Below are 22646 nucleotides of genomic sequence, written 5' to 3'. Positions count from 1 at the left end.
TCGTTACCGTCGGCCGTCCCGCGTGTCGCGCCGTGCGGCCCGTTCCGCGCTCTCCCAGTCGCGGTGTTCTTCCTCCTCGTGGTTCCTTTCCGTCTCGATGAACCACCAGAGGAGGAGCGGGGCACCGAGCGCGAGGAGCAAGAACACGGGGAGGACGGCACCGATTCCGGCGTCGAGGACGGGGAAGGACATGAGGAAAATCGGGGGTCCCCCCGGCTTAATCGTTCCGCCCGTCGAAGACAACGGTTCCGTCCACGACCGTCATCGCCACGTCGATGTTCTCTATGTCGTCGGCGTGTTCCCACGGCGAGCGGTCGAGGACGACGAAGTCGGCCTGCTTCCCTTTCTCGACCGTGCCGAGGTCGTCCTTGTCGAACCCGGCGTAGGCCGCCCCGAGCGTGTACGCCCGGAGCGCCTCCGTCACGGACAGGCGCTGTTCCTCGACGGGTGCGTTGACGGTCTGGTGAATCCCGAGCAGGGGGTCGAGGGGCATGCAGTCGCTCCCGAACGCGAGGTGGGCACCGGCGTCGAGTAGCGTTCGGTAGCGGTTGGTCTGCGTCCGTCGCTCCTCGCCGAGTCGGGCGTCGTACAGGCCGTCCGGTTGCGCCCACTTCAGGAAGTTCGGCTGAACGGACGCGATGACGCCCGATTCGGCGAACCGCTCTATCTGTTCGTCCGTCACGAGTTCGACGTGTTCGACGCGGTGGCGCTTCTCGCCCGCGCCCCCCGTTTTCTCGAAGGCGTCTAACACGGCCTCGATGGCCTCGTCGCCGATGGCGTGGGCCGTCACCTGAAAGCCAGCGCCGTCCGCCCGCTCTACGATTTCGTCTAACTCCTCGGGAGCGACGACCCATTGGCCAGTTGCGTCGTCCGTGTCGGCGGCGTCGTCGGCGTCGGCGTACGGTTCCGAGAGCTTCGCCGTTCGGCCGCCGAAACTGCCGTCGGTGAAGGACTTTATCGCACCCGTCGTCACCAGCGAACTGCCGTGATTCGTCACGAGTCCGATTTCGTCCGCGGCCTCGATGTGGTCGCTCCAGTAGTTGATGCGAACCCGCAGGGTCAGGTCGCCGTCGAGTTCGAGGTCGCGGTACACCTTCGGCGCGCGCGACTGGCGAACCATGTCGTGAACGCCCGTGACGCCCTTCTCGTGAGCGTCTCGCTGTGCCGCGAGGAGGAGTTCCCGCGTCGTCTCGGCGTCGGGTTCGATGGTTTCGTACACGACGTTGACTGCGTCCTCCACGATGACGCCGGTCGGTTCGCCGTCCTCCGTTTCGACGTCCTCGTCCGGCATCTCCTCGCCGAGTCGGTCGAGGACGACGCCGTTGACGGAGGCGACGTGCAGGTCCTCGCGGAACGCGACGACGGGGCGGGTTTCGCTCACCGCATCGAGGTCCTCGCGGGTAAGGTAGCGTGATTCGTCCCACATGCTCTCGTCGAACCCGTAGCCGAGTATCCACTCGCGGTCGCCCCCCAACTCGGCTAACAGGTCCACGCAATCGCCGGGCGAGTCGGCGGCCGAGAGGTCGGCGTTGACGAGATAGCTCCCGACCGTCTGCATGTGCGTGTGGGCGTCGATGAACCCCGGCAGGAGGACCCGTCCGTCGAGGTCGACGACCTTGGTTTCGGTGCCGTCAAGGAACGCGACTTCGTAGGCCGAATCGACGCGGACGATTTTCCCGTCCCGGACGGCGACCGCTTCGGCCGTTTCGTCGCCGTCCGTCAGGGTGTGTACCTCCGCGTTCGTGAGAATCACATCCGCTGGCGCTGTCATGCTTTCGTGGTCTGTTCGGACGGCGATAACTGTTCGGGGTACGGCAGAACGCGAGGAGAACGTTCCGTGCCCCGCCCGCAGACTGATGTGCGTCGCCGTCGTCACGACGACCATGAGCGTAACCGGGCTGTGTCAAATCTGCGAGACGGCGGAAGCGACACACGACTGTGACCGTTGCGGAGCCCTCGTCTGCGACGACGACTGGAACCGACAGAGCGGCTTCTGCGTCGAGTGCGCCGCGGAACTCGGCGTCGGCGAGGACGAAAACAGAACGCCGACCGGACCGGGGGCGGAGGACATCACCCCGCCGGATACCGAGGACGAAACGCACCAGTTCTGACCGCCGTTCGCGGCTATCGGTACTGGTTCAGTTGCTTCTTCAGTCGCTTCGCGGCCTGTCCCGACGCTTCGGCGAACCGCTCCCCGGCGTCCTCGCCCGCGAAGATGATTCCCCGCGAGGAGTTCACCAATCCTGCTCCGTCCGCGAGGGCGTAGGTCGCCGCCGCTTCCACATCGCCGCCCTGTGCGCCGACGCCGGGGACGAGGAACGGGAGGTCCGGGACGCGCTCGCGGAGTTCTTCGAGTTCGTCGGGCGTCGTCGCGCCCACGACGAGGCCGACGTTCCCGTTGCCGTTCCACAGGTCGGCGAGCGAGGCGACCCACTCGTAGAGCGTCTCGCCGGACGCGAGTTCGAGGTTCTGCATGTCCGACCCGCCGGGGTTCGAGGTCCGACAGAGGATGAAGACGCCCTTCTCCTCCTGTGAGAGAAACGGGTCGAGCGAGTCACGGCCCATGTACGGGTTGACCGTGATGGCGTCGGCCGAATCGAGGAGTTTCGCGTACTGGCGCGCCGTGTTGCCGATGTCGGCGCGCTTCGCATCGAGGAGGACGGGTACGTCCTTTCCGTGTGCGTACGCGACGGTTTCCGCGAGCGCCGCCCACCCGTCCGCGTCCTCGTAGAACGCGACGTTGGGTTTGTACACCGCCGCGTGTTCGTGCGTGGCGTCGATGATGCGGCGGTTGAACGCCCAGCGCGGCAGGTCGTACTCGTGGAGATGGTTGGGAATTCGATCGATGTCGGCGTCGAGTCCGACGGAGACGATGCTGTCCGTCGCCGCGATGCGGTCCGCGAGGCGGTCGAAGAAGTTCATGGTCGGAAAATTTTCGTCGGGGGTCATGGAGTTATCGAACTGGTAAAGGTACTTCGGTCCCATGTATGTCCCATGTGCGTGACCGCTGTAGGGTTAGACCTCGATGAGACCCTCGCCGTAACCGACAGACCGCGGGAAAAACTGCTCGCGGACGCGACGCAAGCGGTGAACGCCCCATCGCTCTCCCGTCAGGAGTATCTCGACGCCCACAGTCGACACCTGACGAGCGAATCGAGAAAGCCCATCTTCGCGGACCTGCTCGCGGATAGCCCCGAGACGGGCGCGGACGAACTCACCGACGCGTATCAGCGCGCGATTCTGGATGCGCTGGCACCGCTCGGCGACATCCCGTCACTGCTCGCCGAACTCCGTCGGGAGTATCGCGTCGGCCTCCTCACCAACGGTCCGGTCGCCGCCCAGCGCGGCAAACTCGCCGAATTAGGGTGGGAAGACCACTTCGACGCGACGGTCGTCACCGGGGAACTCGACGCGGGAAAGCCCGAACCCCACGCGTTCGAGGCCCTTTGTGAGGCCCTCGACGTCTCCCCCGACGAGATGGTGTACGTCGGCGACAACCCGGTGATGGACGTTCGCGGCGCGAACGAGGCCGGAATTCGAACGGTGCAGGTGTTGTACCCGGACGGGCCGGACCCGGAACCCGTCGCCGACGCGTACGTCGACCGCGACGAAATCGTCACCGCGCTCCCCGAAATAATCGCGTCGCTCGACGCGTGTAGCCCCGACCCCAATTAAAGCGACTCGATTACGGCGTCCACGGCGCGTTTGACTTCCGCACCGCTTTCCACGAAGACGAGGACGCGGGGCGGGCGAACCGCCTTCGGTCGGACGCGAATGCCCGATTCCGCAGCTTTCCGCTCGACGGCCTCTATTTTGTCGGTCAGTTCGATGCGAACCCTGTCCGGGTGGACGAACACTTTCGCCACCGGGTCGCCGTTCCGTTCGAGTTCGTAGGCGAGCGTTCCTTCCTCGCTCGGTTCGACGTCCGGGTCCGCGTTCACGACGGCGACCGAATCGAGCGGCGGGTCCTCCCGTCCGTCGAACTCGGAGGAGAGCAGTTGTGCGATTCGCACCCCGTCGGTTATCCTATCCTCGACCATACCCGGCGTTGGCGGGGCGGCCGTTTACGCTTTGAGGTCCGCGAGCGCCGCATCCGCCTCGGCGCTCACGTCGATATCCTTCCGTCGCGCGTAGACGATTGCCGCCGCTTCGACCGTGAGGGCGACTTCCCGCTGGAGCTCGTTGATTTCGGCGACGGCGGTCTGTTTGCTCGTCCCGTGGGAGACGATCTTGTCGAGGACCTTCTCGAACGTCGATTGTTCCTGTAGCAGGCTCTCGTCGGGGACGAAGTTGTCGGGAATCTCGACGCTCGACGGGTCGAACTCGGTGACCAGTTCGTCATCGTCGTGGGACAGCAGTCCCTGTCCGCTGGCGACGTCCACGAGCCGCTTGGCTTGGTCGGGGGAGAACCAATCCCGGTCGAGCGACAGTGATACCACGAACTCGCTTTCACGCATTCGTTCGCGGCCGTTCTGCTGAAACGGCGCGGCGACGGCGATCCGCAAACTCATCGTCCGGCGAAACTGGACACGGCGGCCTAAATCTGCCGATGTGGGATTGCGAACCGAGTCATTGAAGTATTTCGTAGGCTACTTTCCCGATATGAAAGACCAAGGACGCTCCACGCGAAAGCGGACCGGTGGACGACTGAAGCCCCTCCGAAAGAAGAAAAAGCACGAACTCGGCCGAGAGCCCACCGAGACGCAGGTCGGCGAACCGCGCTACCGCACGACCGACGCCCGCGGCCGTAACTCGAAGATTCGCGCGCTCACGACCGACGTCGCCAACGTCACCACCGGCGACGAGACGGTCAACGCGACGATTCAGGACGTCCTCGAAAACGGCGCGAACCCGAACTACGCCCGCCGAAACATCATCACGAAGGGCGCCGTCATCGTCACGACCGAAGGCAAGGCCCGCGTGACCTCGCGTCCCGGCCAGACCGGTCAGGTCAACGCCGTTCTCGTCGACGACGAATAATCGAACTCTGTCTTTTTCGATTCGCGAACCGCAGAGCGACGGTTCTTCTCCACGTTTGGGAACGGAGCCGACACGCGAGCGTCGATACGAAGTGAAAATCCGGTTACCGGCTCTCAGGGGCGCGGTGCGGCCTTTTGGAGCGCCGTCTCGGCGATGTTGCCGCCGTAGTCGGCACACCGGGACAACGAGTCGACGACCAGACCGAGGAGTTGGGCCTGCTGCGGGTCTTGCTCCCGGAGGAGTTTGTCGATTGCGCGCGCGTGTTCGTCGAGGTGGAGAATCGCTTCGCGCGCCTCGTTGGCCATTTCGGTCGCCTTCTCGCTGTCGTCCATCAGGAGCGCGTCCATCGCCATATCGATGACTGCGGTGGAATCCTCGTGGAGTTCCTCGTAACTCCGGATGACGTCCGCGTCAACCTCCGGCAGCTGGAGGGTGAGCCGCCCGATTTTCGCGGCGTGGTCGGCGATGCGTTCGAGCTGGCGAGCGCTCGAATGGTAGTCGAAGCACACCTCGCGGCTCATCCCGAGTTCCTCCGTCGCCTTCGCCGTGCGGAGCGTCGCCCGGAAGATGCGCGAGACGACGAACCAGAGGCGGTCCACGTCCTCGTCGCGCTCGATGACGTCGCGCGCGATGTCGTCGTCGTTCTCGGCGATGGCGGTGATGGCGTCGTCCAACATGGAGAGCGCGATGAGTCGCATGCGCGTGACCGCGTTGTGAATCGAGAGTTCCGAGGAGTCCAAAAGGTCCTGAATCACGACCTTGTTCCCGGTCTCTTCGAGCACCTCCAGACCGACGAGGCTCTGGGTCGCGGCGCTGATGGTCCGGCGCTGTTCGGTCGTGATACGGGTCGCCTCCAGCGTGATGATGTCGAACCCGCTCACGTACATCGTGAACACCGCACGGCGAAGCTCTTCGTCCTGAAGCTTCGTGATGTCTATAGAGCCTTCCAACTGTCCCCTCTCGTTTTTCGGCGTGAGTAACAACGAGTCGGACTCGGGATAGAACTCGACGACGCTCCCGGCCTCGACGCCGTTGTCCGTCGCCCACGTCTTCGGAAGCGAAACGGTGTACGTCGAACCGCCCGTCACCTGAACTTTGCGCGTCTCCATACCGACTGCTTGGTTTGGCAGGGACTATAAATCCAACTATCTCTATATACTCGTTCGGAACATAGATTATTTCCGTAGATAATATAGTGTCCCATCGGTTCATCTCCGATGAGATATCTTTTCAACAGCTCAGAGAAGCAAAATTATAGAATACATATGGGGTACGAAGGGATAATATCCGATAAAAACCGCCAAAATCCCCGAATATAGCAGCTCAGTGGTCGGTGTGTCACTAATTGACGTTTGTATAAGAGTGTCGTATATAGCAGTATATAGAAATAATAGCAACGTATTATTACGTTCTGTTCTTGGGACTCAGTGTATGTCAGGTAAGTCGTCAAGCGGCGTTTCGCGGCGGAAATTCCTCGTGGCAGCCGGAACGTCGAGTACACTCGCACTCGCCGGGTGTACCGACAACGGATCGAGCGGTGAAACCACCGACGGAAGTGGCAGCGGAGACGGCTCCGGCGACTCCAGCGGAGACAGCTCCGGAAGCGGGGACAACTCCGACGGCTCGGGTCCCCTCACCGCTGGCGGCTCTTCGACGGTGTACCCAATCACGAACAAAGCCTCCTCCGTCTGGAACTACAACCCTCCGGCCGACGACAAGGAATACTGGCCGCAGGACAAGTACGGCATCAGCACGGACAAGAACTTCGCCGACTACTGGGCGGGCCTCTACGGCTTCGAAGCCGGTGGGGACGGACAACCTCCGTTCAAGGTCAGCATCGGCCTGAGCCACTCCGGTGTGGGCCTGACCAAGCTCCAGAAGGGTCAGGTCGACATAGGTGACGCCAGCGCTCCCGTCGACGCCGAACTCGACGCGAGCAAATCCGAGCTCAAGAAGTTCAAGAATCACGTCGTCGGCGTGGACGCCCAGCCCATCGTCGTGAGCAAATACCTCTACGATAACGGTATCAAGCAGCTGAAAGCCGAAACCGTTCGCAAAATCTACAAGGGCGAGATCAAGAATTGGAAGGAGGTCGACAGCTACTCCGGCAAGGACATGGAAATCCAGGCCATCGGCCGCTCGGTCGGTTCGGGGACCGACACGTCGTTCCGCGCGAACATGCTCGGTAGCGGGGACGCCAAGATGCCCGGCGTCGACATTCGGAAGGGTGAGAATCAGGAGGTCGCAAACGCCGTCAAGAACGCCAACAACGCCATCGCGTACATGGCGCTCGCGTTCGTCTCGAAGGACGTTCCGGCGATTGCGCTCGACTTCGACGGCACCGTCTACAAACCCGGCAAGAACCTCTCGGACAAGGGATACCCGCTCGCGCGTGACCTCCACTGTTACACCTACAACGGAACCTCGAAGAAGGAGGCCGCATTCCTCCGCATGATTATGGAGGAGTTCGGACAGGGACAGTTCGTCAAACCGTCGGGGTATGCCACCCTTTCGAAGAGCCGACGAAAAGAGGAACTTTCAAAGCTTCCTGAACCCACCTCCAAGTAACTCCATCAGAATCCATGGCTAACGCACCCAGATTATCGGCGGTTCGGCGCTCGGTCGATGAACTCGATACACCGGCTCAAATCGCGGCCGTCGTGGGTGCGCTATCGCTCGCTGCCGCGTTTATCGCGTTCATCGTGGCACCGACGTACGTGGCTTTCCCACTCATCGCGTTCGTCGCCACAGTGCTCTACGGATGGGTCACGTATCAGGCGGAAACGGCCCGAGCGCTGACGCTGTTGACGACGATTTCGACGGTTATCATCCTTGGTCTCATCACCGCGTATCTGTTCATCCAATCCGTGCCGGTCGTGCAAAAGATGGGGCTGACCTTGATCACCGGCACCGTCTGGCGGACGTCCGCGAACCGATACGGTCTCCTGACGATGATGTGGGGGACGTTCGTCACGACCATCATCGCAACGCTCGTTTCCGCCCCTCTCGGCATCGCGGGTGCCATCTTCATCAGCGAACTCGCGTCCGATTTGGTCCGCGAGGTGACGAAACCGGCAATCGAACTGCTCGCCGGAATCCCGTCTATCGTCTACGGATTCATCGGTTTCATGGTTCTCAACCCGTACATGGCCAACGAACTCCTGCTGCCGACGGGTGGAAGCCTGTTTTTGGTCGGTATCATGATCGGATTCATGGCCCTCCCCACGGTTGTATCCGTCGCTGAGGACTCGCTGACTGCCGTTCCTAACTCGATGAAACAGGGGTCAATTGGACTCGGCGCAACGGACTGGCAGACGACGAAGAGCGTCACGTTCCCGGCCGCCATCTCGGGAATATCGGCGGCCGTCATCCTTGGCGTCGGCCGTGCCGTCGGTGAGACGATGGCCGCAACCGTCATTCTCGGTAATGTGACGAAACTTCCCGCTCCACTGTACGACGTGTTCGGGAACACCATCACGCTCACGTCAGCTATCGCAAGCCAGTCCGGCGTAGCTATCGGGCGACCGACCCAACTCAGCGCGCTGTTCGCTGCCGGTGTCGTGTTGTTCGTCGTCGTCCTGACGCTCAGCCTCGTCTCACAGGCTATCGAGCGTCGCATGACCCAGAAACTTGGGGGTGAACAATGAGCGAAGCATACTCACGAGAGAGTAGAATCGTCACCGAGACGGGCGTTCTCGGGCAAGTTGCGACCGTGCCGTTCGTCGTTGCTCTCGGCATGCTGCTGCTAGGTGGTGCGCTGCTCTTCCAGTGGGTGTCGATAACCACGTCGATAGGTGGTGTCAGCGTGGCCACTATCTTCGGTGGGCTTCACATCATCATCGCGCTGTCGTTGTTCCTCATCGGCGTCCTCTCGTGGCGGGGGACAGTCGAAACGACGCCCAGTCCCAGCGTCAGTAGCGTCGTCGCCTTCGCCGATGGCTCAATCGCGGCCGCCATCGTCGGCCTCGTCGTTTCCCAGACGCTCGGACTGGGTTGGTTCGCGTGGATTCCCGCCGCGGCCATCGCCGGTATCGCCGTCTTCGTCGGGACTCTCCTCCTCCGCGAGGACCTCGGCGTCACGATTCCCGCCGGCATCTTCGAACTCGTCTTCGGTCTCGTCGTTCTGACGGGCGTCATCGGTTCGGGATGGTCGTGGACGCCGAACGGTTTCTCGGCGACCCTTCCGGGATTCATCGCCATCGCGATACTCGGACTGTTCGGCGGACTCATGACCGCGTGGTCCTCGGCGGCCGCATACCGTGGATTCGGTGCCCGTGGCCGCGAGTTCGGCGCATACGTGCTCATCAGCATCAACACGGCGATGCTGTTGTTCATCCTCGGGCGAATCATCCTGTTCATCGTCCAGAAAGGACTCGACCCGATGCTGAAAGGTGCCACCCTGTGGCCGCCGGCGATTCCGTTCATCACGAACGGGAACGGGCTACAGTACGACGTCAACGGCATCTTCCCCGCCGTCGTCGGGACCATCTGGCTCGTCATCGGAGCCGTCTGCTTCGCCGTTCCGCTCGGCGTCGGTGCGGCGGTATACCTCACCGAGTACGCGGAGCAGGGCCGATTCACGTCGATAGTCGAAATCGCGACGAACGGCCTGTGGAGTACGCCGAGCATCATCTTCGGCCTGTTCGGCTATGCGTTCCTCGTCCCGCGACTCGGAAACACGCCATCGCTGCTGGCTGGACAGGTCGTATTGGGTGCGATGCTTCTCCCGTTGGTGCTAATCACCAGTCGGGAGTCGCTGCAGAACGTTCCCGACGAGTACCGTGATGCGAGCGCCGCGCTCGGCGTGAACCAGTGGGAAACCATCAAGAGCGTCGTCCTTCCGGCGGCGGTGCCGGGCGTTCTCACGGGCGTCATTCTCGGCGTCGGTCGTATCGCCGGAGAGACGGCTCCCATCCTGCTTATCCTCGTGCAGAATCCGTTCCCGTCAGAAGCACCGTCGGTCCTGTCGTCGTTCACGTTGCAGGCGACGCCGCCGTTCATCGTCAACGACGCGTTGTTGCAACCCGCGAGCGCGCTTCCGTATCAACTGTTTGCGGTCATCACGGCGGGTGTCTCCGCACCTGAATCGGTCGGGTGGGCGACGGCACTCGTCCTGCTCATCGTCGTTATGTCGTTCTATGCGGTCGGGATTGCCATGCGCATCTACTTCAGGAGGAAACTTCAACAATGAGCGAGACAATCAAGAAGATGGATTCAGAGGAGAACAGTTCCGGGTCGCAGACGACCAAGGGCGAAACCGAAGAGCGGATTCAGTCCGATTGGATCGAATACGACTTCGACGGACAGCCAGCGTTGTCGGTGGCGGACTTGGACGTCTACTACGGCGACGACCAGGCGATTCGGTCCGTTTCGATGGACATCCCGGAAAAGAGCGTGACCGCCCTCATCGGGCCGTCCGGATGCGGTAAATCCACGTTCCTCCGGTGTCTCAACCGGATGAACGACCGAATCAAGGTCGCCCGAGTGGACGGCGAAATCGAGTTCCACGGGCAGAACATCTACGACGGCGACGTGAACCTCGTCGAACTCCGCAAGCGAATCGGGATGGTGTTCCAGCAACCGAATCCCTTCCCGAAGTCCATCCGGGACAACATCGCCTACGGCCCGCGAAAACACGGCGAACTCGACACCGGACTGCTCGCCAAACTCCTCGGACGTGACGACAGCGAGGAGGAAGAGGAACTCGTGGAGCGCTGTCTGAAGCAGGCCGCCATCTGGGACGAGGTGAACGGCCGCCTCGACGACAACGCGCTCGGCCTCTCCGGCGGTCAACAACAGCGCCTCTGTATCGCCCGTTGTCTGTCGGTCGAACCCGAAGTCATCCTGATGGACGAACCGGCGAGCGCGCTCGACCCCATCGCCACCTCGAAAATCGAGGACCTGATTCAGGACCTCGCCGAGGAGTACACCGTCGTCATCGTCACCCACAGCATGCAGCAGGCGGCCCGCATCTCCGACCAGACCGCCGTGTTCCTCACGGGCGGTGAACTCGTCGAGTACGACGACACCGACAAGATCTTCGAGAACCCGGAGAGTCAACGCGTCGAAGATTACATTACCGGGAAGTTCGGATAACAACTATGCCACGAGAAGACTATCAGACGCAACTCGAAAGCCTTCGAGAGAACGTCCTGTACATGAGCGAGGTCGTGATGGAACGGCTCCGTCTCGGCCTCAACGCGCTCGAACAGAAGGACCGCGAACTCGCCCACGAGGTCATCGAGGGCGATGACGAGGTGAACGAACTCTACCTCGAACTGGAAAAGGACTGTATCGACCTGTTCGCGCTTCAGCAACCGGTCGCAACCGACCTCCGCATGATAGCGGCGTCGTTCAAAATTATCACCGACCTCGAACGTATCGCCGACCTCGCCGTCAACCTCGGCGAGTACACGCTCGAAGCGGACCACGACGTGTTCCCCGAAGTCGACATTCAGGAACTCGGAAACGTCACGCTCGACATGCTCGAAGTGACGATGGACGCCTACGACGAGCAGAACACCGAGGACTGCTACGCCGTCGCCGAGCGCGACGAGGCCTTGGACGACCTCTGTGAGCGCGCCAGCGCCCTCGTCGTCCGCGACCTCATCGAAACCGAACTCGAGGAAAACACGGAACAGGAAATCGAGCGGCTCCTGCAGGACGTGTCGCGTCTCCTCCTCACCATCCGCGATTTGGAACGCATCGGCGACCACGCCGTCAACATCGCCGCTCGAACCTTCTACATGGTCGAGAACGACGACGAACTCATCTACTGAACCTTTTACGACGGTCGAAAGCCAGCGGGCGGGCGAATTGCCCGCCCGCTGGCAGTCTCCCTGTAAAAGGTTCATCAAAAGCACGGCGCTCCTCCCGTTGGTCGTCGCTTGGCCCGCTCACTCGGCTCACGGCTCCGCCGTTCGCCTCGTTCGCGGAAGGAAATCTAGCGACCGGCGGCTGTGTCCTGCCACGTCTCAAATTTTGGACTCAGTATTCGTTCACTCACCACAGGAATCCGTTTCGGTCGATGGCATATCCAACCCTCCGCCTTGACGGACGCGGATGGTCACGGAAAAACAGTTCCCCTGCCGATTTTTCGCCGGGAACCGATGTTCGTACCAGTCGGTCCGGTCATCGACTCGTGCCCCGACCGTGTCTGTGCCCGCTGTAGACATCCACTCCCCCTGTATCACCGGTGCCGGATTTTCGCGGGTTCCGAACTTCGAACCCTCTTCAAGGGAGTAGTTCGCGGTGTGGACTCGTTCGCCGTCCCGAGAAATTCGAACGTGAACGGTGTGTGAGGGTTCATCGAGGTTGAGCAGTATCAGTTCCGCGAGACGCGCCCTTTCGCGTCGAGCGAGCGCCGAGCACCCGCTCAAGCCACCGACCACACCGCCCGCGGAGAGGGCACCAAATCGTCGGAGGAGGGACCGTCGGGAGGGAGATTTCATGTCCTGTGTCTGTATCGGTCGAGTAAATATTTTCTCTATAGTGGTTCCGAGAACAGAAGAACAAACGAAATTCCCACGAGAATTAGCGGCCCGGTCAACCGTTGGGCCACCAGTTCGTCACCGGAAAATCTCCGATTTTCCGGGCCGACGACTGAATGGAGTTCAGACACCTCGCGGAGCGAGGTGTCCGAAACGAAGTGAAGGAGGAGTGCTTTTGGTGCAGATTTTGCCAGGGAGGTAGGCCGAAAGCGGGCGCGTTTCACGCCCGCTTTCCGGCTCCCGACCGCAGCAAAAGGTGCTATTGGAAACCGATGCGGCCGCCGGTCTGGCGCTGTGGTCCGGACGACCCGCCCTTGAACTCCTGTTCCATGTCGGAGTAGTAATCGAGGAGGTCCTCCGTGACGGTGGCGCGGACGCTCTCCATCGCGGCGCGGAAGTGTCGCATTTCGACTTCCTCCGCGTCGTCGTCCTCGCGCAGGGCCTCGATTGCGGCCTCGCGGGCGATGGATTCCAGGTCGCTGCCGACGTAGCCGTCGGTCATCTCCGCGAGTTCGCGGAGGCTCACGTCGGGCGCGAGCGGACTGTCCTCGGTGTGGATTTTGAGGATCTGCTCGCGGCCCTCCTCGTCGGGTTGGCCGATCATGACGAGGCGGTCGAAGCGACCGGAGCGGATGAGCGCCGGGTCGATCATGTCCGGGCGGTTGGTCGCGCCGATGACCATCACGTCGCCCTTGTCCTCCAAGCCGTCGAGTTCGGTGAGGAGTTGGTTGACGACGCGCTCCGAGACGTTGCTCCCGACCTCCTGTCCCCGTCCGGGGGCGAGGCTGTCGAGTTCGTCGAAGAAGATGACCGTCGGGCTGACTTGCCGCGCCTTGCGGAACGTCTGCCGGATGGCCTTCTCCGACTCGCCGACCCACTTCGACAGCAGTTGCGGGCCGCGCACGCTGATGAAGTTGGCGTTCGTCTCGTTGGCGACGGCTTTCGCCATGAGCGTCTTCCCGGTTCCGGGCGGCCCGTAGAGCAGGACACCGGACGGCGGTTCGATTCCCATGCGTTCGAACTTCTCGGGCGAGGAGAGCGGCCATTCGACGCTCTCTTTGACCTGACTTTTCGCGTCGTCGAGACCACCCACGTCGTCCCACGACACCTTCGGGAGTTCGACCAGCACTTCGCGCATCGCGGAGGGTTCGACCTCGTTCAACGCGCCGCGGAAGTCCTCGCGCTTGACGATCATCCGGTCGATGAGCGACGGCGGGATGGACTCCTCGTCCAAGTCGATTTCCGGCAGATAGCGCCGGAGCGCCTTCATCGCGGCCTCCTTCGTCAGGCTCTCGATGTCGGCACCGACGAACCCGTGCGTGTCGTTCGACAGGCCGGGAAGGTTCACGTCGTCGGACAGGGGCATCCCGCGGGTGTGAATCTGCAGGATTTCCGTCCGGCCTTCCTCGTCCGGCACGCCGATTTCGATTTCGCGGTCGAAGCGGCCGGGGCGACGGAGCGCCGGGTCAACGGAATCGACGCGGTTCGTCGCGGCGATGACGATGACCTGTCCGCGCGCTTCCAACCCGTCCATCATCGTGAGCAGTTGTGCGACGACGCGGCGTTCGACTTCGCCGGTCACGTCCTCGCGTTTCGGTGCGATGGAGTCGAGTTCGTCGATGAAGATGATGGAGGGAGATTCCTCGGCGGCGTCCTCGAAGATTTCACGGAGCTGTTGTTCGGACTCACCGTAGTATTTCGAGATGATTTCCGGTCCCGCGATGGAGAAGAAGCTCGCGCTGGTCTCGTTGGCGACGGCTTTCGCCAACAGCGTCTTCCCGGTCCCCGGTGGACCGTGGAGGAGGACACCCTGTGGCGGCTCGATGCCGAGTTTTTGGAAGATCTGCGGGTGCTTCATCGGGAGTTCGACCATCTCCCGAACGCGTTGAATCTCGTTCTGGAGACCGCCGATGTCCTCGTAGGTGATGCCGCCACCGGTCTTCTCGAAGCCCGAAATCGGCTCCTCACGGAGTTCGACTTCCGTATCTTCGGTGATGAGACAGACGCCCTGTGGGTCGGTTTCGACCGCAATGAGCGGAATCGCCTGTCCCGGCGAGCGCATGAACGGATGGTTCGTGCTCGACATGACGGGCACGATGTCGCGTTCGACGACGGGGCGTTTCAGAATCTGTCGTTTGACCATTCCGGCGGCGTCGCTACCGAATTGGACGCTCGCCTCCTCGGGCGGTGCGAGAACGAGTTTATCGGCCTTGTCGGCCTCCGCTTTGCGGATTTCGACGCGTTCGCCGATACCGACATCGGCGTTTTGGCGGGTGAACCCGTCGATACGTACCGTATCGGTGTTCCAGTCCTGCCGGTCGGCACGCCAGACTTTGGCCGCAGTCGTATCTCCTCCTTCTATCTCGATGATATCTCCGGGGCTCAGCTTCAGATGCAAGAGCGTGTCCGGGTCGAGACGGGCGATGCCGCGTCCCGAATCGTTCGGATACGCCTTCGCCACCTCCAGTTGCACTTCGTTCATGATTGTTCAGTCACGGGGGATAGTTTTGGGTGATAGTTCGCGAGGCATAAGTCCTGTGCTACCGGGAGGATTGGCCACCCCACCGGCCGCGATGAACAGTACCCGCGTGCGATGGCTGACACTACGTGGGGGCAGTACAAAGGGATAGTGGTGCCGACATGACCGCAGAGGTTTTCGCGCTTCGGAACAGGGACGTGGTATGAGAACGCTTGCGTTCGACGGACGAATGGGAGCCAGCGGGGATATGATTCTCGGGGCGCTGCTCGATGCGGGGGCGACGCGGGACGCGCTCGAACCGGTCGAGGACGCCCTCGACGTGGAGTACGACGTCGAATCGGTCGTCAAAAACGGGATTTCGGCGACGGGCGTCTCCGTCCTTCTGACCGACGACGAGGAGGTATCGGAAGACGGTGACGAATCGGAAGACGGGCACGCTCACGCACACGATGACCATGGTCACGAGCACGACGACCATCATCACGGAGACGAACACCACCACGAACACGACCACACTCACCACGAACACCACCACGAACACGACCACACTCACCACGAACATTCCCACCAACACGCGGAAGGTTCCGGTCCGGCCCGAACCTACCGCGAGGTCATCGACGTGCTCGAATCCATGGCGCTCGACTCCCGTATCGAACGCGACGCGAAGGCCGTTTTCCGGATTCTCGGCGAGGCGGAGGCGAGCGTCCACGACACCGACCTCGATTCGACGTACTTCCACGAAGTCGGGACCGACGACGCCATCGCGGACATCGTCGGCGCATCACTGCTGTTCGCCGATCTCGACGCCGACCGAATCGTCACGACGCCCCTCGCGACCGGCGGCGGCGAAGTCGGGATGAGCCACGGGACGTTCCCGATACCCGCACCCGCGGTCGTAGAAATCGCGGCGGATGCGGACTGGTCGCTTTCCGGTGGTCCCGTGGAAGCGGAACTGCTCACCCCGACCGGTGCCGCGATTTTGGCTCACTTCGCGGACGGCGTCGAGACCTTGCCCACGCTGAACGTCGATGGTTCGGGATACGGCGCGGGCGGTTACGACTTCCCCGAACATCCGAACGTGTTGCGCGTCCTCGCCGGGGAGTCGAGCGGAGGACTCGTGCGCGACGATGTCACCGTCCTCGAAACCAATTTAGACGACGCGTCGCCGGAGGTATTGGGCGGGCTTCAAGAATCTCTCTCGGACGCGGGCGCACGCGACGTCTCGATTCTCCCCGCCACGATGAAGAAAGCGCGCCCGGGCCACCTCGTGAAGGTCATCGTCAAACCCGAAGACGCGGAACGGGTCGCCCGGAAACTCGCCGGGGAAACCGGAACCCTCGGCGTCCGCGAGGCGGGTGCTAACCACCGATGGATTGCCCATCGGGAGTTCGAGACGGCGACGCTGGAAATAGAGGGAACGAAGTACGAGGTGACGGTCAAACTGGCGAGTGACGAGTCCGGGTCAGTCTACGACGTGAGCGCGGAGTTCGAGGACGCCTCGGCCGTGGCGAACGAGACCGGAATTGGGGTTCGAGAGGTCATGCGGCGGGCGGAAGGGGAGATTCACGAAAACCTATAACCGACGATGGGGCGTATCTGACAGTATGGCCCGCGTTCGCGTCCAGTGTCCGTACGAGGGATGTGACGGGATGGGCGAGTTCGAAACCGACCCCGACAGCGAAATCATCGCCCGCGAGAAGGGACACGTCGAGGTCGACAGGTTCCAGAAAATCGGCAAGCAACTGCTCTCCGGTACCATCGTGAAGGAAGAACACCTCCGGTGTCCGGCGGACGAAACGCATCAGTACACTGTCCTCGTAGAGCTCTGAGTCGGCTTTTCCCGTTCTCCCTCCCGGTTTCCTTGCTTTCTTCCTCCCTCACTCCTCCCGGTGTTCCGCTAACGCCTCCTCGATGGTCAACTCCCCGGCGGCGACCCGTCTGGCCAACTCTTCGTCGATTTCGCGGTTGTCGGCGGAGTGTTCGCGGGACCGGCGTTTGATGACGCCGAGTTCGCCCTGCGTGGGTTCGATGTCGCGGTCCTCGACGATTTCGCCGTCCAATCTTGCGATGTTGACCGCGGCGAGGACGTCGCCCATGCCGCGTGCGCCGGTGCCGAGATACGGCGTGGTTCCGGTTTCGTCCACGAGTTCGACCCGGACGTCTTCGAGTTCGCGGATGAGCTGTGCGCCTTGGAGGCGCGCGCCGTCGCCGATTCGGACCACGGGGTCGATGGCGTCCTTCGCCTCCTCTCGAACCACATCCGCGGCGTCCGCGATGGGAACGTGAAACGACGCGACCACCACGTCCCCCGAAAGCACGGCGATGCCGGGTCGGGTTCCGGGGTCGATGCCGATGACGGTGCGTCCCTTCTCGCCGCGGAGCATGGCCAACGCCTCTTCGACCGCCTTTCGGGGATGGTTCGGGTCCGCCACGACCGTCGGCAGTGCGGTGGTCACCTCGTCGTCCGCACCGCGAATGACGATGCGAGCGGCGTCGGGGAGTTCGCCGCTCGGTTCGACCGTCGTGAACCGGACGCCCCTGTCGCGTAGCTCGCCCACCACGTCGTGGTACACTTCGAAATCCTCCGTCGCAACGACGACTGTCACTACGCTCACTTCGTCCGGGTGGAATAAAGTCACCTCGGTCTCCCCCGAAAACCGGAACCTTTTGCGTGAGAAGCGCCAATCCCGGCATGTGACCGACGCCGAGAAACTGACGACAGGGTGCCCACCGGTGGACGACTTGCTCGGGGGCGGCTTGGAGCGCGGAACCGTGACACAGGTGTACGGCCCGCCCGCCGCCGGGAAGACGAACGTCGCACTGGGGACCGCGGTCGAGACCGCACGGGACGGCGGTACCGTGGTGTACATCGACACCGAAGGGCTGTCCGTGGACCGCTTCGAACAGATTGCCGCCGCGCGCGCCGACGACGTGGACGAAGTCGCGTCCCGAATCGTCATCAAGGAGGCCCTCGATTTCGGGGAACAGCAGGAGGCAGTCAAGGACGTCTCCGAGTTCGCGGAACGGGCGGACCTCGTGGTCCTCGACAGCGCGACCGGGTTCTACCGCCTCGAACGCGGCGAAGACCGGGAAGGCGGCGAGGCCCTTCGCGGGGTCGCCCGCCAAGTGACACACCTCCTCTCGCTCGCACGCAAACACGACATCGCGGTTCTGTTGACGAATCAGGTGTACACCGACCCCGACTCTGACGGCACTCGACCGCTCGGGGGACACACGCTCGAACACTGGACTGGCGTCGTCCTTCGAGTGGACCGCTTCCGCGGCGGCAACCGCCGTGCGACCCTCGAAAAACATCGCTCGAAACCCGCCGGTGGTCGCACCCAGTTCCGAATCACGGACACGGGACTCGAAGGGGCACAGGAGAGCGTCTAAGCGGCGGGTGGACGACCGAGAGGTTGCTTTCGGGTAAAAAGAAAAAACGGTGAACGGGAGCGTCGACGAGAGGACGGGGCGACTCCCCGGTTACGAGTCGCCTCGTCGTTTTCGGCTACAGTTCGTTGAGTTTTCGGAGCAGTTGACCCTCGTACTCGCGGTCGCTCTGGACGCCCTTCAGTTCGAGGACGTTGCGTTCCAACACGTCGCGGGCGACGTTGAACGCCTGTTCGGCACCGTAGCCCTCGCCGGACCCGGCGACCTGACCGCGGTTGGTGCGGAGGCGGATTTTACACTGGATGAGCGGCGTTCCACGGAGTTTCTCCTTGTGTTCGTGGAAGCGCACGTGCGCGTGGCGCACCTGCATGTCCTGATACTTGTCCGTGATCTCCTCGACGCTCTCTCGGATCGCCTGTCGGGAGATGGTGTCGAGGAGGTCGATGTTCGTAATCTGTACGTCCATGTGGTCCTCCTCGGTGTAGGTGAGCGCACGAAGCACGTCGGTCTTCGTGAGGACGCCGCCGACCACGCGGTCATCGTCCTCGGACGTCACGGCCAGTCCGGCGTAGTCCTTTTCGAACATGCGTTCAACCGCGTCCTGCACGCTGTCGCCGAGCGAGATGGTCTCGACGGGACTGTTCATCACGTCGTAGACCGGCAGGTCGAGCATTCGGTCGCTGTCGCCCATCCGCTCGCCCCGCGTCGGCTTGTCCATGCTCCGGGTGACGAAATCCACGATGTCGTGGGTCGTGACCATCCCGGTCAGGAAGCCGTTTTCGTTCACGACGGGGAGTCGGGAGATGCTGTGTTCGCGCATGAGATTGATGACGCGGCCGAGCGTCTCATCCTCCGAAATCGTGACGGGATTTTCGGTGTAAATCTGCTGGACGGTGAGCGCGTCGAGGTTTTCGAGGACGCTTTCGAGAATCGTGTCCTCGTCGATGATGCCCCAGAGTTGGCCGTCCTCGAAGACGGGTGCGACCTTGGACCCGCCCTCGACGAGTGCACGGGCAACGTCGCGCACGTCGTCGGTGCGGTTCACCTTCGGCGCGGGTTTCGTCAGCGTCGCCACCTTCGTTTTGTCCTCGATATGCGATTGGAGGAGTTGTTTCTGGGTGATGACACCGCTGTACGTGCCCGCTTCGGTGACCACGATCCCTTTCGGGTTCTCCTCTTCGAACATCGAGCGGGCCTTACCCAGTCGCTCTTCCGCTTCGATTTCGAAGTAATCGGTGGTCGCAATGTCAGAGATATCCATCGGCGTTTTGAATGACGCGTCCATTCGTCTTGAACTTTGTCGCGGGATGGGCATTTCGGCTGGGTTTTTTGTGGCGCACGTCGTACCATCGAACGTGCTCCCTGACATCGGCGCGGCCTTCGGTCCATACACGTATATTGTCAGCGAACTGGTGTTCGGAGCGTTCGCCCTTTGGCTGCTCGTTCGAGCGGATGCCCTCCCGCGCGCCGGGAAAACCATCCTCGTTCTGTATCCGTTGGCCTACGTCTGGGACTGGTACACCCTTACGATCGGCGTGTTCGCCATTCCACTTCGAACGGGCATCGAACTGGTCGGTATCCCTCTCGAAGAACACATCTTCATAGTCGTCGTTCCGGCCCTCGTGTTGGGGATTCACGAGAACCTGCATCGCCGCTGAGATAACCCGAAAAATAGGCCGGTAACTGCCCATTACCACCAGACGGCAGCGAGGTTTGAGTTTTTTTCCACCGTTTGTAACCACCCGTTTACGGCTGGTAAATGGTGAATAACAAAGAACAAACCCGGTAATGTTTGAATCCATGTTGGGTTACGAACACGGGGTGGCGTAGTAATGAGCACAATCGGTGACTCCTCCGGCGCAGGTGACAACGATATTGATAACGAAACAGACGACTCGGATTCGACGGTTGCCAAGCAGGTCTCGGATATCCTCGACTCCAATCGCTCGCACGACGAACGTGCGACGCCGCTCTCGCGCGATATGGTCTTCGACGTACTAAAAAATCAGCGGCGACGGTACGCCCTTCACTACCTGAAACAGGCGGAGGGAACCGTCCAGTTGAGCGACCTTGCGGAGCAGGTTGCCGCGTGGGAGAACGACACCACCGTCGGCGCGATTTCGGCGGCCGAACGGAAACGGGTCTATACCGCTCTTTACCAGTCCCACCTCCCGAAACTCGACGACGCAGGAATCGTGGATTATAACCAAAACAGGGGTATCGTGGAACTCGCCACGGCGGCAGAACAACTCGACCCATATCTCGAAACGGACACGCGGGACGACATCTCGTGGTGTAAACGGTACCTCGCAATCGCGGGCGTCGGATTTGCGCTCCTTACTGCGGCATGGCTCGAAGTACCTCCGCTCGCCGGAATCGGTGACATCGGACTCGCTCTCCTCGTCGTCGTCGCGTTCACCCTCGTCGCCGTAGCGCACACCTACGACGCACGACGTACGCCGTCGACCGGCGAACAGGCACCGGAAATCGTGACCGAATAAGACGATCGGTTTTCACTTCCGCTCCGCCCACCAGCGGTCGCTTTTCCGGTTTCGATAGGCGACTGTTGACGTCTCGAATCGACGCGTCGAATCACAATATCGAGTCACAACGATTCTCTGAAACCCTCGTTACGAGTGGTAGCCTCGCCGTAGGACCGGCGGAGCCGATGTTTCAGGGACAGTATCCTTTCCACAAAGCAGATACGGATACCCGTGAAAAAATTCACCCCATGCCGTCCCTGATCAAAGACGACGCGGTGCGCTATCCCGCCCGCCTGAAGGGAGCGCTCGGAGTCCCGACGTTCCTCGTCGGTGCCGTCTACCCCATCGTGTTCGGTGCCATCGGTGGCGGCCTGATGCACGAGGTTCACGAACGAAGCGTTCGACAGGGAGCCACGGTCCCGAGCTAACATGGTTTCGCACGAAAACAAAGTCATCCTGTTCGCCATCCTCGTCGCCCTCCCGGTGACGTTGGGGGCGCTCCGGGTGGTCAACGACTACTGGTTCAGCGTTCCACTCTGGGTCGCCGGCGTCGCCATGGTTCTCGTGGCCGTCATCGTCCCGCAGTTGTATCTCGGCTACACCGAGGGGTAGGCGGAACACGAAAGAGAACCGCACAGCGAACGCTCATCGACGACTGTTCGTACTGTGACGACCCGATTACGACGATAGCGGTCACAGACCCCGGTACATGCACCTGTGGCCGTGCGGTCTTCGGATGCTGAGATAGGGTGTTTCGGTGGTTCGACCACCGTCTCGGTCGGGAACTACGGAGGACGGTTCTCACCCAACGAACGGGGTATTTACCTCGAATCCTCCCGTCTCGACACGTCTCTAACCAGAATAGGGAACTCGTCGCTTTGGAGTTACAATCACTCTTTGGACGACCGCTATTCGTGGTCTTCGACCGTTTCAAGGACGGCTAGAATTTCTTCGAAACGCAGGCCACGTGTGACAGTGCTGTCCTCTCGATTCCAGTCGACGAATCCGGCGTCGTCTAGTTTGGGGAGGTGAACGTGGGTATTCCTGACGAGGGACCGTTCCAGTTCCTCGTTCTTTCCCTCGAATTCACGTTCGTCACGCGGACTGTCCGTCGCGAGTTTCGAAAGTATTCGACGCCGGTTTTGGTGAGAGAGTGCATCGAATATCTGATCGAGAGTCGCGTTTTGCCGCGTCTTCTGGGTAGTCGTCTGTTTCATTGTTTGGTTTCTCTTGATTTCAGAACACATGAGTTTTTCAACAAATACCACGCATCGGCCACGCGAAGCAAAACGAGGAACGTCGGTTTAACCGGCGTATCGGTTTGAGCGTCCCCTACGTCATCGGGGAACGGACGTACTGTGACATGTGCTATTCTATGGCTGTAGAAAAACGGGTGAATCAGGGTAAAGTTTCGGCTTGCACATCACACTACCATATCGAAGTAAAGCGTGCCCGCTCTCGATTTTCTTCTGTTTCGAGCGGATTCGGATAGATTTGAGCCACGCCGAGACGTTCCTGCTCGCTCCACTTCGTTTCCGTTTCGCGGGCTTCCGTCTCGTCTATTTCAAACTGCCACTGAAGACTTTCCGCGCAACCGCGACTCGCTTCGCTCGTCAGGTGGCAACGCGGAAAAGTATGGGTTTGGGCAGATTTGAACTGCCGGCCTCCTCCATGTCAAGGAGGTGTCATAACCAACTAGACCACAAACCCAGTCGGCTTCGTCTGAACGCATTCATCAGTTACCCGCAAGGGTAATTGAATGTTTCGAAACGCGGTTCTGTCTGTCGATTTCACACACACCCGTTCCGACGACACCTTTATGGT

26 protein-coding genes and 1 tRNA gene are annotated in these 22646 nt (G+C 61.5%); 15 read left to right on the top strand and 12 right to left on the bottom strand.

Annotated elements, in window-relative coordinates; genetic code table 11:
- Nucleotides 1-3 precede the first annotated feature (3 nt).
- The gene (locus AC1XDK_RS02595; RefSeq protein WP_483348208.1) at nucleotides 4-192 is read right to left on the bottom strand and encodes a hypothetical protein; all 189 of its coding nucleotides are present in this window, start codon (nucleotides 190-192) and stop codon (nucleotides 4-6) included.
- A gap of 25 nt (nucleotides 193-217) precedes the next feature.
- Nucleotides 218-1771, bottom strand: a complete 1554-nt coding sequence (locus AC1XDK_RS02590; RefSeq protein ID WP_483348207.1) for an amidohydrolase — start codon at nucleotides 1769-1771, stop codon at nucleotides 218-220.
- Between AC1XDK_RS02590 and AC1XDK_RS02585 the strand changes: the two genes are divergently transcribed.
- Complete coding sequence (locus tag AC1XDK_RS02585; protein ID WP_483348206.1) at nucleotides 1770-2111, top strand: hypothetical protein; 342 nt, start codon at nucleotides 1770-1772, stop codon at nucleotides 2109-2111. The two genes, AC1XDK_RS02590 and AC1XDK_RS02585, sit on opposite strands and share 2 nt — an antisense overlap.
- Nucleotides 2112-2124: 13 nt before the next feature.
- On the opposite strand, the gene pyrF is transcribed toward AC1XDK_RS02585, so the two are convergent.
- Nucleotides 2125-2922: an orotidine-5'-phosphate decarboxylase gene (gene pyrF, locus AC1XDK_RS02580; protein WP_483348205.1), complete on the bottom strand. Its 798-nt coding sequence runs from the start codon at nucleotides 2920-2922 to the stop codon at nucleotides 2125-2127.
- A gap of 72 nt (nucleotides 2923-2994) precedes the next feature.
- Between pyrF and AC1XDK_RS02575 the strand changes: the two genes are divergently transcribed.
- The gene (locus AC1XDK_RS02575) at nucleotides 2995-3675 is read left to right on the top strand and encodes an HAD family hydrolase (protein WP_483348204.1); all 681 of its coding nucleotides are present in this window, start codon (nucleotides 2995-2997) and stop codon (nucleotides 3673-3675) included.
- Here AC1XDK_RS02575 and AC1XDK_RS02570 read toward each other — a convergent pair.
- Nucleotides 3672-4040, bottom strand: a complete 369-nt coding sequence (locus AC1XDK_RS02570; RefSeq protein ID WP_483348203.1) for a DUF7993 family protein — start codon at nucleotides 4038-4040, stop codon at nucleotides 3672-3674. The genes AC1XDK_RS02575 and AC1XDK_RS02570 overlap by 4 nt on opposite strands.
- A gap of 24 nt (nucleotides 4041-4064) precedes the next feature.
- Nucleotides 4065-4511 (bottom strand): DUF2240 family protein, encoded by a 447-nt coding sequence (locus AC1XDK_RS02565; RefSeq protein WP_483348202.1) that lies wholly within the window; start codon nucleotides 4509-4511, stop codon nucleotides 4065-4067.
- A gap of 91 nt (nucleotides 4512-4602) precedes the next feature.
- On the opposite strand from AC1XDK_RS02565, the gene AC1XDK_RS02560 reads away from it, so the two are divergent.
- Complete coding sequence (locus AC1XDK_RS02560; protein WP_483348201.1) at nucleotides 4603-4980, top strand: 30S ribosomal protein S8e; 378 nt, start codon at nucleotides 4603-4605, stop codon at nucleotides 4978-4980.
- 113 nt (nucleotides 4981-5093) lie between these two features.
- Here AC1XDK_RS02560 and AC1XDK_RS02555 read toward each other — a convergent pair whose 3' ends face one another.
- The gene (locus AC1XDK_RS02555; protein WP_483348200.1) at nucleotides 5094-6089 is read right to left on the bottom strand and encodes a PhoU domain-containing protein; all 996 of its coding nucleotides are present in this window, start codon (nucleotides 6087-6089) and stop codon (nucleotides 5094-5096) included.
- 322 nt (nucleotides 6090-6411) lie between these two features.
- On the opposite strand from AC1XDK_RS02555, the gene AC1XDK_RS02550 reads away from it, so the two are divergent.
- Genes AC1XDK_RS02550 through phoU form a run of 5 tightly spaced genes read left to right on the top strand, consistent with a single transcriptional unit; the run spans nucleotide 6412 to nucleotide 11759 of the window.
- Nucleotides 6412-7548, top strand: coding sequence for a PstS family phosphate ABC transporter substrate-binding protein (locus AC1XDK_RS02550; RefSeq protein ID WP_483348199.1), 1137 nt, complete (start codon nucleotides 6412-6414; stop codon nucleotides 7546-7548).
- A gap of 14 nt (nucleotides 7549-7562) precedes the next feature.
- On the top strand, nucleotides 7563-8627 hold the full coding sequence (pstC, locus tag AC1XDK_RS02545; protein WP_483348198.1) for a phosphate ABC transporter permease subunit PstC: 1065 nt from the start codon (nucleotides 7563-7565) through the stop codon (nucleotides 8625-8627).
- The gene (pstA, locus tag AC1XDK_RS02540) at nucleotides 8624-10171 is read left to right on the top strand and encodes a phosphate ABC transporter permease PstA (protein WP_483348197.1); all 1548 of its coding nucleotides are present in this window, start codon (nucleotides 8624-8626) and stop codon (nucleotides 10169-10171) included. The genes pstC and pstA overlap by 4 nt, the downstream gene beginning before the upstream one ends.
- Nucleotides 10168-11076 (top strand): phosphate ABC transporter ATP-binding protein PstB, encoded by a 909-nt coding sequence (pstB, locus tag AC1XDK_RS02535; RefSeq protein WP_483348196.1) that lies wholly within the window; start codon nucleotides 10168-10170, stop codon nucleotides 11074-11076. The genes pstA and pstB overlap by 4 nt, the downstream gene beginning before the upstream one ends.
- Nucleotides 11077-11081: 5 nt before the next feature.
- Nucleotides 11082-11759: a phosphate signaling complex protein PhoU gene (phoU, locus tag AC1XDK_RS02530; protein ID WP_483348195.1), complete on the top strand. Its 678-nt coding sequence runs from the start codon at nucleotides 11082-11084 to the stop codon at nucleotides 11757-11759.
- A gap of 219 nt (nucleotides 11760-11978) precedes the next feature.
- On the opposite strand, the gene AC1XDK_RS02525 is transcribed toward phoU, so the two are convergent.
- Together AC1XDK_RS02525 and AC1XDK_RS02520 are read right to left on the bottom strand one after the other, a co-directional pair.
- Nucleotides 11979-12431 (bottom strand): hypothetical protein, encoded by a 453-nt coding sequence (locus AC1XDK_RS02525; RefSeq protein WP_483348194.1) that lies wholly within the window; start codon nucleotides 12429-12431, stop codon nucleotides 11979-11981.
- Nucleotides 12432-12729: 298 nt separating this feature from the next.
- Nucleotides 12730-14952 carry a CDC48 family AAA ATPase gene (locus AC1XDK_RS02520; protein WP_483348193.1) on the bottom strand — a complete coding sequence of 741 codons (2223 nt, stop codon included), beginning with the start codon at nucleotides 14950-14952 and terminating at the stop codon, nucleotides 12730-12732.
- A 199-nt stretch (nucleotides 14953-15151) separates the two neighbouring features.
- Here AC1XDK_RS02520 and larC point away from each other — a divergent pair, with 199 nt between their 5' ends.
- Nucleotides 15152-16528 carry a nickel pincer cofactor biosynthesis protein LarC gene (gene larC, locus AC1XDK_RS02515; RefSeq protein WP_483348192.1) on the top strand — a complete coding sequence of 459 codons (1377 nt, stop codon included), beginning with the start codon at nucleotides 15152-15154 and terminating at the stop codon, nucleotides 16526-16528.
- Nucleotides 16529-16553: 25 nt separating this feature from the next.
- Nucleotides 16554-16778: a hypothetical protein gene (locus AC1XDK_RS02510; RefSeq protein ID WP_483348191.1), complete on the top strand. Its 225-nt coding sequence runs from the start codon at nucleotides 16554-16556 to the stop codon at nucleotides 16776-16778.
- Nucleotides 16779-16826: 48 nt separating this feature from the next.
- On the opposite strand, the gene AC1XDK_RS02505 is transcribed toward AC1XDK_RS02510, so the two are convergent.
- Nucleotides 16827-17555 carry a RuvC family protein gene (locus tag AC1XDK_RS02505; RefSeq protein WP_483348906.1) on the bottom strand — a complete coding sequence of 243 codons (729 nt, stop codon included), beginning with the start codon at nucleotides 17553-17555 and terminating at the stop codon, nucleotides 16827-16829.
- Between the two features lie 88 nt (nucleotides 17556-17643).
- Between AC1XDK_RS02505 and radB the strand changes: the two genes are divergently transcribed.
- A complete protein-coding gene (gene radB, locus AC1XDK_RS02500) occupies nucleotides 17644-18342 on the top strand; it encodes a DNA repair and recombination protein RadB (protein WP_483348190.1) in 699 nt (232 codons plus the stop codon).
- 115 nt (nucleotides 18343-18457) lie between these two features.
- Here the strand turns inward: radB and AC1XDK_RS02495 are convergent, their stop codons facing one another.
- A complete protein-coding gene (locus AC1XDK_RS02495; protein ID WP_483348189.1) occupies nucleotides 18458-19600 on the bottom strand; it encodes a CBS domain-containing protein in 1143 nt (380 codons plus the stop codon).
- A 94-nt stretch (nucleotides 19601-19694) separates the two neighbouring features.
- Here AC1XDK_RS02495 and AC1XDK_RS02490 point away from each other — a divergent pair, with 94 nt between their 5' ends.
- From AC1XDK_RS02490 to AC1XDK_RS02475, 4 genes are all read left to right on the top strand, one after another.
- Complete coding sequence (locus tag AC1XDK_RS02490) at nucleotides 19695-19997, top strand: lycopene cyclase domain-containing protein (RefSeq protein WP_483348188.1); 303 nt, start codon at nucleotides 19695-19697, stop codon at nucleotides 19995-19997.
- Nucleotides 19998-20171: 174 nt separating this feature from the next.
- On the top strand, nucleotides 20172-20840 hold the full coding sequence (locus tag AC1XDK_RS02485) for a DUF7344 domain-containing protein (protein WP_483348187.1): 669 nt from the start codon (nucleotides 20172-20174) through the stop codon (nucleotides 20838-20840).
- A gap of 230 nt (nucleotides 20841-21070) precedes the next feature.
- Entirely contained in the window at nucleotides 21071-21250 is a 180-nt protein-coding gene (locus AC1XDK_RS02480) for a hypothetical protein (protein ID WP_483348186.1), read from the top strand.
- 1 nt (nucleotide 21251) lies between these two features.
- Entirely contained in the window at nucleotides 21252-21434 is a 183-nt protein-coding gene (locus AC1XDK_RS02475) for a DUF7987 family protein (protein WP_483348185.1), read from the top strand.
- A 296-nt stretch (nucleotides 21435-21730) separates the two neighbouring features.
- Here AC1XDK_RS02475 and AC1XDK_RS02470 read toward each other — a convergent pair whose 3' ends face one another.
- Nucleotides 21731-22039: a DUF7344 domain-containing protein gene (locus AC1XDK_RS02470; RefSeq protein WP_483348184.1), complete on the bottom strand. Its 309-nt coding sequence runs from the start codon at nucleotides 22037-22039 to the stop codon at nucleotides 21731-21733.
- A gap of 419 nt (nucleotides 22040-22458) precedes the next feature.
- Nucleotides 22459-22532: transfer RNA gene (locus AC1XDK_RS02465), tRNA-Val, on the bottom strand.
- Between the last annotated feature and the right edge of the window lie 114 nt (nucleotides 22533-22646).

This window comes from Haladaptatus sp. HS23, from assembly GCF_056892285.1.
The sequence above is the reverse complement of the archived record's forward strand: the minus strand, read 5'-3'. Positions and strand labels throughout refer to the sequence as shown.

Coding starts and splice junctions, on each gene's coding strand:
- AC1XDK_RS02595 (WP_483348208.1), bottom strand. CDS start 192: ATGTCCTTCCCCGTCCTCGACGCCGGAATCGGTGCCGTCCTCCCCGTG.
- AC1XDK_RS02585 (WP_483348206.1), top strand. CDS start 1,770: ATGCTTTCGTGGTCTGTTCGGACGGCGATAACTGTTCGGGGTACGGCA.
- AC1XDK_RS02590 (WP_483348207.1), bottom strand. CDS start 1,771: ATGACAGCGCCAGCGGATGTGATTCTCACGAACGCGGAGGTACACACC.
- pyrF (WP_483348205.1), bottom strand. CDS start 2,922: ATGAACTTCTTCGACCGCCTCGCGGACCGCATCGCGGCGACGGACAGC.
- AC1XDK_RS02575 (WP_483348204.1), top strand. CDS start 2,995: ATGTGCGTGACCGCTGTAGGGTTAGACCTCGATGAGACCCTCGCCGTA.
- AC1XDK_RS02570 (WP_483348203.1), bottom strand. CDS start 4,040: ATGGTCGAGGATAGGATAACCGACGGGGTGCGAATCGCACAACTGCTC.
- AC1XDK_RS02565 (WP_483348202.1), bottom strand. CDS start 4,511: ATGAGTTTGCGGATCGCCGTCGCCGCGCCGTTTCAGCAGAACGGCCGC.
- AC1XDK_RS02560 (WP_483348201.1), top strand. CDS start 4,603: ATGAAAGACCAAGGACGCTCCACGCGAAAGCGGACCGGTGGACGACTG.
- AC1XDK_RS02555 (WP_483348200.1), bottom strand. CDS start 6,089: ATGGAGACGCGCAAAGTTCAGGTGACGGGCGGTTCGACGTACACCGTT.
- AC1XDK_RS02550 (WP_483348199.1), top strand. CDS start 6,412: ATGTCAGGTAAGTCGTCAAGCGGCGTTTCGCGGCGGAAATTCCTCGTG.
- pstC (WP_483348198.1), top strand. CDS start 7,563: ATGGCTAACGCACCCAGATTATCGGCGGTTCGGCGCTCGGTCGATGAA.
- pstA (WP_483348197.1), top strand. CDS start 8,624: ATGAGCGAAGCATACTCACGAGAGAGTAGAATCGTCACCGAGACGGGC.
- pstB (WP_483348196.1), top strand. CDS start 10,168: ATGAGCGAGACAATCAAGAAGATGGATTCAGAGGAGAACAGTTCCGGG.
- phoU (WP_483348195.1), top strand. CDS start 11,082: ATGCCACGAGAAGACTATCAGACGCAACTCGAAAGCCTTCGAGAGAAC.
- AC1XDK_RS02525 (WP_483348194.1), bottom strand. CDS start 12,431: ATGAAATCTCCCTCCCGACGGTCCCTCCTCCGACGATTTGGTGCCCTC.
- AC1XDK_RS02520 (WP_483348193.1), bottom strand. CDS start 14,952: ATGAACGAAGTGCAACTGGAGGTGGCGAAGGCGTATCCGAACGATTCG.
- larC (WP_483348192.1), top strand. CDS start 15,152: ATGAGAACGCTTGCGTTCGACGGACGAATGGGAGCCAGCGGGGATATG.
- AC1XDK_RS02510 (WP_483348191.1), top strand. CDS start 16,554: ATGGCCCGCGTTCGCGTCCAGTGTCCGTACGAGGGATGTGACGGGATG.
- AC1XDK_RS02495 (WP_483348189.1), bottom strand. CDS start 19,600: ATGGATATCTCTGACATTGCGACCACCGATTACTTCGAAATCGAAGCG.
- AC1XDK_RS02485 (WP_483348187.1), top strand. CDS start 20,172: ATGAGCACAATCGGTGACTCCTCCGGCGCAGGTGACAACGATATTGAT.
- AC1XDK_RS02480 (WP_483348186.1), top strand. CDS start 21,071: ATGCCGTCCCTGATCAAAGACGACGCGGTGCGCTATCCCGCCCGCCTG.
- AC1XDK_RS02475 (WP_483348185.1), top strand. CDS start 21,252: ATGGTTTCGCACGAAAACAAAGTCATCCTGTTCGCCATCCTCGTCGCC.
- AC1XDK_RS02470 (WP_483348184.1), bottom strand. CDS start 22,039: ATGAAACAGACGACTACCCAGAAGACGCGGCAAAACGCGACTCTCGAT.